The organism is Butyrivibrio sp. AE3003 (assembly GCF_000686065.1).
Lineage (GTDB): Bacteria > Bacillota > Clostridia > Lachnospirales > Lachnospiraceae > Butyrivibrio > Butyrivibrio hungatei_A.
The window spans coordinates 643,996-655,618 of the sequence record NZ_JMLX01000001.1 but is presented as its reverse complement, the minus strand read 5'-3'; the positions used below and the strand labels follow the sequence as shown (position 1 = coordinate 655,618).

16 protein-coding genes are annotated in these 11,623 nt (G+C 41.4%); 2 read left to right on the top strand and 14 right to left on the bottom strand.

The window, feature by feature from the left end; all coding sequences use genetic code 11:
- Positions 1 to 55 precede the first annotated feature (55 nt).
- Positions 56 to 385 carry a hypothetical protein gene (locus tag CD00_RS0103190; protein WP_026654600.1) on the bottom strand — a complete coding sequence of 110 codons (330 nt, stop codon included), beginning with the start codon at positions 383 to 385 and terminating at the stop codon, positions 56 to 58.
- Between the two features lie 13 nt (positions 386 to 398).
- Positions 399 to 1,022, bottom strand: a complete 624-nt coding sequence (locus CD00_RS0103185; protein ID WP_026654599.1) for a hypothetical protein — start codon at positions 1,020 to 1,022, stop codon at positions 399 to 401.
- A gap of 575 nt (positions 1,023 to 1,597) precedes the next feature.
- Here CD00_RS0103185 and CD00_RS0103175 point away from each other — a divergent pair.
- The gene (locus tag CD00_RS0103175; RefSeq protein WP_026654597.1) at positions 1,598 to 1,879 is read left to right on the top strand and encodes a hypothetical protein; all 282 of its coding nucleotides are present in this window, start codon (positions 1,598 to 1,600) and stop codon (positions 1,877 to 1,879) included.
- Between the two features lie 95 nt (positions 1,880 to 1,974).
- Positions 1,975 to 2,796 (top strand): DUF6994 family protein, encoded by an 822-nt coding sequence (locus CD00_RS0103170; RefSeq protein WP_026654596.1) that lies wholly within the window; start codon positions 1,975 to 1,977, stop codon positions 2,794 to 2,796.
- Positions 2,797 to 2,944: 148 nt separating this feature from the next.
- On the opposite strand, the gene tsaA is transcribed toward CD00_RS0103170, so the two are convergent.
- The 12 genes from tsaA to CD00_RS0103115 form a co-directional block, all read right to left on the bottom strand.
- Positions 2,945 to 3,397 (bottom strand): tRNA (N6-threonylcarbamoyladenosine(37)-N6)-methyltransferase TrmO, encoded by a 453-nt coding sequence (gene tsaA / locus CD00_RS0103165; protein ID WP_034461942.1) that lies wholly within the window; start codon positions 3,395 to 3,397, stop codon positions 2,945 to 2,947.
- A gap of 361 nt (positions 3,398 to 3,758) precedes the next feature.
- Positions 3,759 to 4,274 (bottom strand): CbrC family protein, encoded by a 516-nt coding sequence (locus tag CD00_RS0103160; protein WP_026654594.1) that lies wholly within the window; start codon positions 4,272 to 4,274, stop codon positions 3,759 to 3,761.
- A gap of 113 nt (positions 4,275 to 4,387) precedes the next feature.
- Positions 4,388 to 4,666: an HNH/ENDO VII family nuclease gene (locus tag CD00_RS17055; RefSeq protein ID WP_051594067.1), complete on the bottom strand. Its 279-nt coding sequence runs from the start codon at positions 4,664 to 4,666 to the stop codon at positions 4,388 to 4,390.
- A gap of 55 nt (positions 4,667 to 4,721) precedes the next feature.
- The gene (locus CD00_RS0103150) at positions 4,722 to 5,144 is read right to left on the bottom strand and encodes a hypothetical protein (protein ID WP_026654592.1); all 423 of its coding nucleotides are present in this window, start codon (positions 5,142 to 5,144) and stop codon (positions 4,722 to 4,724) included.
- A 40-nt stretch (positions 5,145 to 5,184) separates the two neighbouring features.
- Positions 5,185 to 6,174 (bottom strand): hypothetical protein, encoded by a 990-nt coding sequence (locus CD00_RS0103145; protein WP_026654591.1) that lies wholly within the window; start codon positions 6,172 to 6,174, stop codon positions 5,185 to 5,187.
- A 292-nt stretch (positions 6,175 to 6,466) separates the two neighbouring features.
- The gene (locus CD00_RS0103140; RefSeq protein ID WP_026654590.1) at positions 6,467 to 6,697 is read right to left on the bottom strand and encodes an FAD-linked oxidase C-terminal domain-containing protein; all 231 of its coding nucleotides are present in this window, start codon (positions 6,695 to 6,697) and stop codon (positions 6,467 to 6,469) included.
- The gene (locus CD00_RS0103135) at positions 6,694 to 7,626 is read right to left on the bottom strand and encodes a lactate/malate family dehydrogenase (RefSeq protein WP_026654589.1); all 933 of its coding nucleotides are present in this window, start codon (positions 7,624 to 7,626) and stop codon (positions 6,694 to 6,696) included. The genes CD00_RS0103140 and CD00_RS0103135 overlap by 4 nt, the downstream gene beginning before the upstream one ends.
- A gap of 15 nt (positions 7,627 to 7,641) precedes the next feature.
- Positions 7,642 to 8,322 carry a M20 metallopeptidase family protein gene (locus CD00_RS21030; RefSeq protein ID WP_334291138.1) on the bottom strand — a complete coding sequence of 227 codons (681 nt, stop codon included), beginning with the start codon at positions 8,320 to 8,322 and terminating at the stop codon, positions 7,642 to 7,644.
- Between the two features lie 49 nt (positions 8,323 to 8,371).
- Positions 8,372 to 8,803: a M20 metallopeptidase family protein gene (locus CD00_RS21025; protein ID WP_330370297.1), complete on the bottom strand. Its 432-nt coding sequence runs from the start codon at positions 8,801 to 8,803 to the stop codon at positions 8,372 to 8,374.
- Positions 8,800 to 9,969 carry a pyridoxal phosphate-dependent aminotransferase gene (locus CD00_RS0103125; protein WP_026654588.1) on the bottom strand — a complete coding sequence of 390 codons (1,170 nt, stop codon included), beginning with the start codon at positions 9,967 to 9,969 and terminating at the stop codon, positions 8,800 to 8,802. Before CD00_RS0103125 ends, CD00_RS21025 begins: the two co-directional genes overlap by 4 nt.
- Positions 9,969 to 10,895, bottom strand: coding sequence for a MetQ/NlpA family ABC transporter substrate-binding protein (locus CD00_RS0103120; protein ID WP_026654586.1), 927 nt, complete (start codon positions 10,893 to 10,895; stop codon positions 9,969 to 9,971). The genes CD00_RS0103125 and CD00_RS0103120 overlap by 1 nt, the downstream gene beginning before the upstream one ends.
- A gap of 42 nt (positions 10,896 to 10,937) precedes the next feature.
- Positions 10,938 to 11,621, bottom strand: coding sequence for a methionine ABC transporter permease (locus CD00_RS0103115; protein WP_026654585.1), 684 nt, complete (start codon positions 11,619 to 11,621; stop codon positions 10,938 to 10,940).
- Positions 11,622 to 11,623 lie beyond the last annotated feature (2 nt).

The window sequence follows — 11,623 nt, the reverse complement described above, 5'->3', positions numbered from 1 at the left end:
ACTTTTTCATAGCACCCACGGATTTCTCCGTGGGTATTTTTTTAGATTATACGAACTACTCTGCAAGACAGGCATCAAGGTCTAATTCTTCAAATGTTGAGCTTGGCTTAGGATGTCTGAGTTCCTCTTTTTCTTCTTCACTTAGACTTTCGAACCACCTGTTTTCTTCCTCTATATCTCTTATTGTACTGATGAAATCAAGTGGCCAACCATCCTCCCGATACCCATTATAAGGATTGTCGTATGGACTGTTGCCAGCTGCCACCCAATCCTCTAATTCTTTCATTTCTTCTTCAGTGATGTCTTTATTTTCACGTTTATATTTATGCAGCTGTTCTCTTAGAATTGCGCGTAATTCTGCGGATACGTTTTTCTTAAATCTCATCTTTACCATCCTCCTAGTTTTTACTCATTATAGCAAGTATCTCTTTTTTGAAACCCTCAACATCGCTATCATTATATTCGTAATAATCAATATAGTGTTTTCTTGCTCTGTCATATTCATTCCCTTCTTCATATTCTCTGCAACATGCGTATTTGTACATACTAATTCCCAGATACTTGATAGCTTCTCTCTTCTTACGTTCTATAGACGCAGTAGAAAGATTCTCCGCTCGTGCTATCTCCTCATTTGATATAGAGTCCGAATTCAGATAGTAATTCTCAATAATCCGCTTGTAGAGGTCACCCTCGCATATTCCGCCGGCAATCTGATCCAACACCATATCAATTATCGACCGCATCCAGATACAATCCCTGAGATTTTGAAATATCCTGTCAAGATATTCAGTGGAATCTTTTAAAGGTAATCTCATTTCCTCCAAAAAATCCCTTCGCATCGATATCTTTTGATCACGGATCCCATCACTGTCCAAATTGATCTTGAACAGCTGCGGTATCTCAAAGCCGCTCCGATAGTGTTCCAACAAGAGCTTCGTCAGATTGCACACATCCTTAGGTTCAAATCCGTTACTAATACATAAATTGTTAATGCGCTGCTCATTTCGGGATATAGTTGCCATAACCAAACCTCCCTCCACATTATGTTAACTATTTTATATTTCCCTCTATACTATATAATACATTTATCATTAACGTTAAATCAATCTTTTTGTAACGCAAATACGCTTCTTCAAAAGAAAAATTGCCTAACTTGAACTTTCAATCCAAAAGGTATATTATATACACACCCGAACATTAGTTCTTTTTGATTGAGGTTATATGTTATGAGTAGAGTGATTGATACTGTAGACGTCATCTGTCAGCACAAGTCGAACGGCGAAGTGATTCCCCTCCGCTTCCGGCTGATGAACGAAGATGGACAATATGAAAATTATACGATAAAAGGTTATAGAACAATTACCCATCCGGGGCCTTATACTACTCCGGACGGGCTCTATGTCTCTTACTCCACATTTGTTTTTGAATGTGTTGTTGTCGTGCTTGATTACAAGCGGAAGGTACGATTATATTTTGAAACGCATAACAGTAAGTGGCGGATTGCCATATAGAGCTTATCGTACTTGTATTGATAACAAAGGAGTGCAGATGGATGGTTGGGTAAACTTTATTAGCATTAGTATTTGCTAATATCGTAATGCCATTAGTGTTTTTATTTATTCAGAACATTATTCCTATTGTTGGTTGGATTTTAGTCTTAGTAATTGGATTTTCAGTAGTTAAATTTTTCATTTCAATGAATTCTGATCATCCAGAGGATATCAAATGGAAAAAAGAAGAACTAGCAAGAGCAAAAGAACGTTCAAGGGATTACAAGGCCAGTGCAGAACAACATTTTAAAGATGCGAGGGATGGTTTAAATTTTTTTTTCTGCAGAGGAAAAACGAGAATGGGGACGCAAAGATTTGAAAAAGGCTAGTTATGAGGATGAAGATATTAGAAGATTAGAGGAAGATATTGATCGATTAGAATCGAAATTTGGTAAGCAGGATTAGTAATTAGGTAGGGAAAGCAATGAGAGATATTTTTACGACATGCTATTTGGATTATGTGGGATTAGGACATTTTGAGCCAAGTGTATTTAGAAACCCATCAGAAATAGATGCGAAAGACTACAAAGATCCGGATGCTTGTTGTCATGAATTATATACTGATTTATTGGCAATATACAAAAAACGGTTCGAGAAACTTGGGTTTACACTTTCAAAAAATGGCGAGGAGTACATTCTTTGGATGGACAAAGACAATATGAGTTATACGATGAGTAGTGACTTTATTGGTCCTTCAAGGGCTTCAGCCAGAGAAGCAGGAATTACAGGGACTGAGGTTGGAAAATACTTGAGGAAAACGAGAGTGCTTGGTGGTCATATGCTCTGGCCTGTACAACAGAGAGAAGATAATAGAAATTCAATTCTGTTAACTGGTAGAGGTGGTACCATCAATACACAACGAGGTGGCAATAAAGGATTCTGTGATAGGATTGATTGTACATTGCAGGACCTCAAAAATTTCTATGCTTCGATTAATGGAAATAATGTGGAATACAAGATAAAACCATTTGATAAGTATAAAACATGGTTGCAGTTATTTGATAATTTCGAATCATTTGTGGACTTCTTTTATCTTGATGATTTTTGCGATTCTGATTATAGAGTATATGATTTGAAATCATATGATATAGCAGAAGACAGGTATGAGAGGTTTATCGGAGAAGATTATAAAGAAATAAACTATTTTAAGATTCCTGACAAAGAAGGATACGAGTCTTTTATCGCAGGTAGTATAAGAGCAATTTTGTCGAGACAACTTCGAATAAGAAGTGGTTTTGAAAAATAGCGTGTAAAACGGAGGCATGGCATTTAACATGGAGTGAACAACAGTCCAGATAATAAATCCAATTATCATATTTTCCCTCCTACAAATTTGAAGTTGTGCGATTAACTTCGGATAGAACTCACCATCCCGTCAAACGGAAATTTCCCTTTTAGAAATAATGTTCCATCAAACGTTCAACCCATTCCGGAACGGATGCATCTTTCTTATCATATACTGGATAATATGGTTTTATATCTAAAACTGGGGTGCCATCTACAGCATCAAGACCTTCAACAACAATTCTGTCTTCAGAAACGGAAACTATTTTTACAGAGGTCATTCCGATACGGTTAGGTCTATCTTTTCCACGCTGTGAAAAAATCCCAACTAATGGCATGTCATCTCGATTCTGAGGCCTTCTTTGAAGGTGCTTGTCCTTTTCATACTTCGCTTTATCAAGATGATAAATGATATTCACATGAGAAAAATCTTCAAGTCCTTTCAAACCGGAGATATACTCTTCATCCAATATTATAGAAGAAGCGTCTTCTCCCCAAGAAACATCTTTTCTGTCCTTTACTTCATTTCTAACATATCCAATTGGTTCCATTTCGATTATCATAATTGTCTCCTCAAACTGCCGATTTATCGATTTAATATGCAAATAATCATACTACACACATTGTTACAAGCACAAACAGATATTGACTTAAGCCTTTCATAAATGTATAGTCTAAAAAAGGAAGCAACCAGTCTGATTGCTTTCTTACAAATCTAAATTATCATAGAATACCCATATTTACAGAAAAAATTTCAAACTCTCCATTCAATAAAGAGCTAATAAAAAAACAATATCCATTTCCCATTGCAACCTATTTTGCAAAGATGCAGAAGGAAGAAATGTTGATTTCAAAGAAAAAAAGTTCATGCTGTTATCGCTTTGGCATCAATACTTACATTTACCCGCTCTATTTCTATATTGTTTAATCCGCATCTATTCGCAAATAGTATTTTCCGCAATGTAAACAGCGGAACAAGTAACCACAAAGACTCCCATCTTTTACCAGATACTCACGTGCATTATCATATCCATCAAAAGAGCCGTCTGCTTCAAAAAGATCATCCGCAATGCCTAGTTCATCCAATTCTTTTGTCCCTACCGTTCCAATATATTCGCAATAATCATTACAACAAGCTGCCCAGTTTTCGCCTTGCCAACTTAAATATCCCGGAGTCCTGCAAAAAAGTTCTTCTGTAGCAGCCTCATTATCTATCGGATCTGCGTCCTGAATAAAAGAACCATCAAACTTTTCAGCCGCTTTGCCACTTGCTACACAATCCATGCAGATACAGTCCACATCCGCTGTTGTATACATAGCCTGAACATAAGCGTCTACTTCCTTACCACAACAATCACAAACACCCTTACTAAACTCTACACATCCACATTCGTAAACATTGGGATGATATTTAAACTTAGGTAATTTATCTTTATCCATATCTAACCTACTCTCCAATCAAAAAATTACATATATTCTGAAGCAATTGCCTTCCAAAAATCAGCTTTCTTTTTGGACCATGATTTATCACCTGTAAGTGCATTATGAACACCCTATTTTGCTTTATCATGCAAAATAGAATCATTCCCAGTATGCTCTGATTTAGTTAAAATAGCTAACACGCCATCCCTATCTTGATTTACATGATGAACATCAAATCTTTTACCTGTTTTGGGATCAAACGGTGCTTTTCCTTTAATCATCAATTCTAAATTTGTTACTTTGCTACCATCTTCAAGTGTTGCTACATAATTAGGATCAATATCTCGAACCAATGCTATTCTTCCATTTACAATTTTTGTATACAATCCAGCTTTTTCATTATAATTCAAAAAAAAGACCTAAATCATTATATTTTCCAATAATAATTTAGGCCTTTGAATATTATTAGTGAAGCGATGTAAACGTTACTTTATAATTACTATTTCCATCTGTTAAGGTATCTATTGTCCCCTCATTCTCAACATCTAACACTTTAGCTCTAAACATATAGGGCTGTAATTCTCTGCACCTTGATTTCTCCCATTCAGGTATTGCGTAAAAGAGTGAAAAACTCTCGTTCTTGACTCTACTTGCTGTCATGTAGCCAAAAAGCGTATGTTCGAAACTATGAAGTGACGTTTTCCAGTTATGAGCTTTAGGATAGTTTATTACCGGCTTATCTGTTGCTCCATCTACCATATGCCAGATTTCTCCATGCTCGTGATCGGTCATTACATCAAACCAGTACTTGTGCGTGTTATTCAAAAATCTATAATAAGACGGATCATGAATAGAAAGAATTTCTGCAGCCTGGTCTAGTTCTGCCAAAATCCACCACTCTTTATCTATATCAAGATTTCCATTCTGGTCAAAACGCCTTGCCCAGGAACCATTTTTTTTCTATATATGCATCCAGCAATATTCTATGTATCTTAGGTCTTGCAAAGTTAATATACTCCACGTTATTTAGAAGTTCGCCAACTTTTAAAATAACCCAGAATGTCTTTACTGAGTGACCAAAATCTGTATGATCAGTTCCCAGATTCATACTCATGGCATCACTGTCAACCCCCCAGAAAAATCCATATTGTTCGCTATAGAACTGCGTAATAAGAATATCTGTAATCTGCTTCATATCATCACGCCACTTCTGTGCATAAGGCATTGGAAGTGCTGGAGTTATCATCAACATGTATGCATATAGCTGATCTAATTGAGCTACTATCTGAACTTCTGGATTATCTTTCAAAAATCTTGGAAGCCACGTTAAATACCCTCTTTTCTCATCCATATATACGTTAAAAATATAGTCATGGAGCTGAAGAATCTTATACATAACACTTTTATCATGTGTCAAAAAGTAATACATTCCAAGACCTGTAAGTCCGTACGCAAGATCCTGACTGGTACGTTTCCTGTAATCAGAATCCCATTCTTTGGTAATACTATTCTGAGTAACGTGCATGCCGTAGTTTCCATCCATAGCATTCATTAATTCCATAGCACCTTTTTTGCAAATATCAAGATATTCAGTCTTACCCGTCATATGATATGCAATGCCAAATGCATAGGTTAATCTCGAGTGTGCTCTTACGTAATTATTATCTTCGTGAACCAAACCTGAAGTGTCAGAAGATTTTTTTGCTTCTACAAACTCTTTTGGCCACTCCTGTTTTGAAGCCGGAAGCACATGACCATCATTTGTAATATAAGTTGGAAACAAAGAATCCTTTATATCAGTAATCTCGGGTTTATTCCAGAATTTAAGCAAATCATCGTTTAAATGATTCATCCAGTCCTCGGGTTTATAAGCTCTGTCAATTAACTGCTGCAGATTAAATGCTTTATGACTTATCATAAGCGTTTTTCCTCCTTAGTGTTATCACAGACTTGCCTGATTCGGTAACATCACCTACTAAAACTCTTTGCTTATTACCATTTAGAAGTGTCAAAAAATCTACAACTCCGCCTTTCTCAGGTGCAAAAGTTACATTTTAAAGCATATATTGTGATGGTTTGTTTAAGAAAACAGCCATATTTATTGTATATTTTTAACGCTATATCGTCAATATTAAAACGTATTTATATCCCGACAGAAATACTATAGTATCAGCAAAAACAGTTAACTTGCTGCTAAGAAGGCGCAGTGATCAAGCGCCATACGACATTCCCGGATTCAATATAAGCTTCTGATCAAAGGCCTTCTTTATATTCCTCATAAGAGCAATGTTAACCGCAGGTGTGGTCTCCAGCAGGTATTTCTGCTTGCTGAGTCCGATACCGTGCTTTCTCCCCAGATTGTCGGAAAGGTACTGTGGATCGATATTCTCGGTAATTACACGATCTTCGTCTTTTATGATTTCAAGTAATTCTTCTCTCATAGATTGGCCCTTATACTCTCGCAGCACTCGTGAAAGCGCTTTTTATCGTTATCGCTGAGTGGTATCTCCACTACTCTTTCAACTCCGCCTCGTCCGACAACCGCCGGAACGCCGACGAACAGTCCACTCTCGCCGTACTCTCCTTCAAGCAATGCACTTACCGGAACTACGGCTTTTTCGTCGTAGCGGATGTATCTTACAAGTCTTGCGGCGGTCAGTGCAATGGCGTACTCGGTACAGAATTTCCCATTGTATGTAATCCAGCCGCCTTCTTTTGCGTCTTTTTCAATCGCGTCAAGATCAAGCTTCACGCCCTCGGCCTTCTCATATTCTTCCAAAGACAGGCCGTTAAAACTGATGACTGACCCGGGTGCAATCTGATTGCTTCCGTGCTCTCCTATCATGTATGCTGTCAAAGACTGTGCGCTGATACCTGTGCTCTCCTGAAGCCTGAGCTTAAGTCTGGCTGTATCAAGGCCTGTTCCGGTTCCGAAAACCTTTCCTTTTTCAAAGCCCAGCAGGTCGCTTAGTTTCTTGGTTATCACATCACAGGGATTTGAAATGTTAATGAGTATCCCGTTAAAACCTGAATCCCTAAGCCTGTCAGCGTAAGACAGAATGGCCTTTGAATTGAATTCAAGCTCCATAAGCCTTGTGTCCGTGCCCTTCAGAGCAGCTATATCTCCGACAGCGTTGATGATCACATCCCTGTCCCCAAGGTCTTCGATTTCACCGATCCTCACGCTCACTTTATGCGGGAGAAACTCCGTTGAGTCCAGAACGTCCTGTCTTTCGGAAGTGAGCTTTCCCTTTTTCTCCTCAAGATCCACCAGCAGAAAATCATCCGCCAGTCCCTGAAGTGCCAATGTATATAAAACATGCGCTCCCACATGTCCGAGTCCGATTATTCCGACTTTAAAATCACTCATGGTCCTCACCTCGTTTTACTCTCTGTCCAGCCACCATTTGGCGTAGTTTGCGTAGATGGCTGCCCCGATTTCCAGTACATCCTCATCTATGTCAAAATCGAATGTATGGTACGGATTCTCCGTCCCCTTTTTGTCCGGATTTCCGGTTCCGAGGTACACGTAGACTCCCTCGATCTCTTTCTGATACTCGCAGAAATCATCTCCGGATAAAAAGATCTTTCGGTTTGTTACTACATTTTCGCTTCCAACAGTTTCTTTTACCACCACGATAGCCTCGTCGCAGGCCTCGTCTGGGTTGACCAGCACGGATGCAAAGTCTTCCCACTCTATGCCTGCGCTTGCCCCGTAGATCCCTGCAATTGAATGTGCAGTCTCTTCTATCAGTTTGTTGACTCTTCTTCTGTTCTCATCCGAGACGTTTCTCGTGGTTCCTTCAAGCACCGCATCAGCTGCTACGATGTTGTAGGCTGTGCCGGCCCGGAGTTTACCAACGCCCAGAATGACGGGCTCGATCGGTGATGTCATTCTAGAGACGATGCTCTGCAGGGTGACAACGATCTGTGATGCGATGTACAGTGCGTCGATGCCTTTTTCGGGATTGCACACGTGGGAAGACCTCCCGGCGATCCTTATGGTAAAGTGGTCAACACTGGCATTGTTGATTCCCTTTTTAATCCCGACGGTTCCTGCCTTCAGGTCAGGTGCGCAGTGAATTCCGAGTATCCTGTCTGCGTTTCCCAGAGTCTCATATTTTTTTTTTGCAAAAGACCTTTCCGCCGGCCCCTATCTCTTCTGCTGGCTGGAACAAAAACCTGACTGTCCCCGAAAGCTCTTTTCCCTGAGCCGCTAAGAGTTTCGCCGCGCCAAGGAGCATGGCTGTGTGCGCATCATGCCCGCAAGCATGCATCACGCCTTTATTCTCGGAGCCGTAGGCCCTGCCTTCAATTTCCTCGATGGGTAGTGCATCGATATCCGCCCGGAGTGCGACTTCTCTTTTTGAAGGTATGCCGCCTTCCAGGACACCGACTACGCCTGTCTCGGATACTCTGTAATGCCGGATTCCAAGTTTATCCAGTTCTTCCTCTATCCTCTCGCTGGTCCTGTACTCCTGAAAAGACAGCTCGGGATGTTTGTGGAAATCGCGCCTTAGCCCGATCAAATAATCTTTTTCATTCATCCTGCTACTTCCATTTTCCGGTAAATGTCTTTTAACCTATTGAGTGCCTCGTTCAGGGTTTCGTCCTTCTTCGCGAAATGGAATCTGATGTAATTGTTGATGTCTTCGTGAAAGAAGCTTGACCCCGGAACCGCGCCGACTCCCACCTTCTCAGCTAGGTCATAGCAGAACTTCAGGTCATCCTCATATTTCCAGTCGGAGATTTCAACAAGCACGTAATAAGCACCTTCCGGTTTCTTAAACTTAAGGCCAATGTCTTTGAGCCCATCGCAAAAGAGATCTCTTTTCCCCGTATATATGTCCAGCAGATTCCTGTAGTACTCGTCCGGGAAGTTAAGTCCCGTGACGATCGCTTCCTGCAAGGGCGCAGCAGCTCCGACGGTGAGAAAATCATGGACCTTTCTGATCCTGTCCGTGATCTCCGGGGGAGCTATCGTGTAGCCCAGCCTCCAGCCCGTTATGGAGTAGGTCTTTGAAAGAGAACCCGTAACAATGGTCCTCTCTCTCATACCCTTTAGTGTTGCCATATAAACCATCTTCTTGGGGCTGTAAACTATGTGCTCATACACCTCGTCAGTGATGACATAGGCGTCATACTTAATTGCAAGGTCGGCAATCGTCTGCATCTCTTCCGGGGAAAAGACCTTTCCCGACGGGTTGGACGGATTGCAGAGAATGAGCGCTTTGGCTCCGCTTTTGAACGCCGCCTCAAGCTCGTTTGGGTCAAAGTTAAATTCCGGCGGCTTAAGTGCAACGTAGACCGGCTCTGCTCCTGACAGGATAGAATCAGCACCGTAGTTTTCATAAAAAGGTGAAAAGATAGCTACCTTGTCTCCCGGATTGCAAACCGTCATTACAGCTGCCATCATGGCTTCCGTGCCACCGCAGGTGATGACCACTTCGCTGCCCGGATCGATGTCGATTCCCATGAATCTCGTGGCCTTTGCGGCCAGGGATTCCCTGGTGTTCTGAGCGCCCCAGGTTATGGAGTACTGATGAAAGTCCTCGTGCGCGACTTCCTTAAGCCTCTCCAGGATCTCTTTTGGCGGATCAAAATCAGGAAATCCCTGCGAAAGATTTATTGCGGAGAACTGATTTGAAACTCTCGTCATTCTCCTTATTACCGAGTCTGTAAAACTTGCTGTTCTGTCTGATAATGGTCTCATTATTTATACTCGCTTAATCTGTCCTGATCCCAGCCTACCTGAATGAAGTAACCACCGAACTTGTTGTTGAATACGTCTTCTGTTGCCTGTGTCTGGAATGCCTCAACAACCTTGTCATATGCTTCAACAAGCTTGGAGTCTGACAGATCTGCTGTCTTTGCTGCGATGAGGTTCCAGTATTTCTCTTCGTCAAGTACTGTGTCCTTGTAGATTGCGCCGTCTACATCAAGGCCGAAGTCAAGTGCATAGTTACCGTTGATAATCGCTGCTGTTACATCCGGAAGTGTTGAAGGGATTGTGTTTGCAGCAAGCTCCTCGATCTTTACTTCCACGTTGTACTTCTCGATGTCATCAAGTGTAGGGTTGAAGTTGTCGTTGTCCTTAAGTGTGATGATACCTGCAGCTGCAAGAACCTTTAATGCTCTGCCCTCGTTTGTGGGATCGTTGGGTACTGCGATTGTGTCGCCTGCCTTGAGCTCATCAACTGACTTTATCTTCTCTGAGTAGAGGTTCAAAGGAATGATGAATGTGTTTCCGATGTTTGTAAGCTCATAGCCGTACTGATCGATTTCTGACTGAAGGTAGATCTGGTGCTGGAATGCGTTGAGGTCGATCTCACCGTTTGCAAGTGCGTTGTTGGGTGTTACATAATCCGAGAACTGCACGATCTTAAGGTCGATGCCCTCATCCTTAAGTGTCTCAACAGCGTTCTCCCAAAGATCTTCATAGATTGAACCAACAACACCGATCTTAAGCTCAATTGGTTCTCCTGCAGGTGCTTCCTCAGTTGTTGCTTCTGCCGTGTCTGCCTCTGTTGTTGTCTCGGCTGCTGCCTGTGCAACGTTGCTATTGCTTGATCCGCAGCCTGTTAAGGCTCCGATTGCTGTGATTGCTACCAATAAAGTTGAAATAAATCTTTTTTTCATAATCTCTCTCCTCTTTCTTTAAATTATTTTGAATTTATGTATTTATTCGTGAGTGTTCTTTTTTGCTATCGTGTCACCTGCAAACTGGAACACACTCACAGCCAATACCAGAACTATTACTGTTGCCCAGGTTATGTCCGTCATGTTTCTGTCATGTCCGTATCTTATTGCGAAATCACCAAGGCCTCCGGCTCCGACAACGCCCGCCATTGCTGTAAGTCCCAGAAGGCTGATGGCAGTGATCGTAGTGGCTCTAGCCAAAGGACCGATGCTCTCTCTCAGGTATACCCTGAAGATGATATCGAGTGGTGAAAGTCCCATCGCTGTAGCGGCTTCCACGAGGCCATCCGATGTCTGTGCCAGCGCTGACTGTACCTGTCTTGTAAAAAACGGAACGGCTCCGAATACCAGTGGAACGATCGCTCCTCTTATGTATATCGCTGTTCCCATGATTGCTCTTGAAAGGGGCATCAGAGCTGTCAGCAGAATGATGAACGGGATCGATCTGAACAGGTTGGTGATGATATCCAGCGTCTTGTATATGTACCTGTTTTCCAGTATTCCGCCGGTTCTCGTGACGGTAAGAATGATACCGAAGATAAATCCTATAACGAAGACCAGGGCTCCGGCCCAAAGCTCCATGATAAATGTGTCTATTATCGCCTGAATGAAATCGCTCCATTTATCTGTAAGGTTGGGTAATAACTCAACAAAAAAGTTGTTCATCC

What these genes read in the sequence shown, in the direction of transcription:
- CD00_RS0103190 (WP_026654600.1), bottom strand. Translation starts at nt 385, where the DNA reads ATGAGATTTAAGAAAAACGTATCCGCAGAATTACGCGCAATTCTAAGA.
- CD00_RS0103185 (WP_026654599.1), bottom strand. Translation starts at nt 1,022, where the DNA reads ATGGCAACTATATCCCGAAATGAGCAGCGCATTAACAATTTATGTATT.
- CD00_RS0103175 (WP_026654597.1), top strand. Translation starts at nt 1,598, where the DNA reads ATGCCATTAGTGTTTTTATTTATTCAGAACATTATTCCTATTGTTGGT.
- CD00_RS0103170 (WP_026654596.1), top strand. Translation starts at nt 1,975, where the DNA reads ATGAGAGATATTTTTACGACATGCTATTTGGATTATGTGGGATTAGGA.
- tsaA (WP_034461942.1), bottom strand. Translation starts at nt 3,397, where the DNA reads ATGATAATCGAAATGGAACCAATTGGATATGTTAGAAATGAAGTAAAG.
- CD00_RS0103160 (WP_026654594.1), bottom strand. Translation starts at nt 4,274, where the DNA reads ATGGATAAAGATAAATTACCTAAGTTTAAATATCATCCCAATGTTTAC.
- CD00_RS0103145 (WP_026654591.1), bottom strand. Translation starts at nt 6,174, where the DNA reads ATGATAAGTCATAAAGCATTTAATCTGCAGCAGTTAATTGACAGAGCT.
- CD00_RS0103140 (WP_026654590.1), bottom strand. Translation starts at nt 6,697, where the DNA reads ATGAGAGAAGAATTACTTGAAATCATAAAAGACGAAGATCGTGTAATT.
- CD00_RS0103135 (WP_026654589.1), bottom strand. Translation starts at nt 7,626, where the DNA reads ATGAGTGATTTTAAAGTCGGAATAATCGGACTCGGACATGTGGGAGCG.
- CD00_RS21025 (WP_330370297.1), bottom strand. Translation starts at nt 8,803, where the DNA reads ATGAATGAAAAAGATTATTTGATCGGGCTAAGGCGCGATTTCCACAAA.
- CD00_RS0103125 (WP_026654588.1), bottom strand. Translation starts at nt 9,969, where the DNA reads ATGAGACCATTATCAGACAGAACAGCAAGTTTTACAGACTCGGTAATA.
- CD00_RS0103120 (WP_026654586.1), bottom strand. Translation starts at nt 10,895, where the DNA reads ATGAAAAAAAGATTTATTTCAACTTTATTGGTAGCAATCACAGCAATC.
- CD00_RS0103115 (WP_026654585.1), bottom strand. Translation starts at nt 11,621, where the DNA reads ATGAACAACTTTTTTGTTGAGTTATTACCCAACCTTACAGATAAATGG.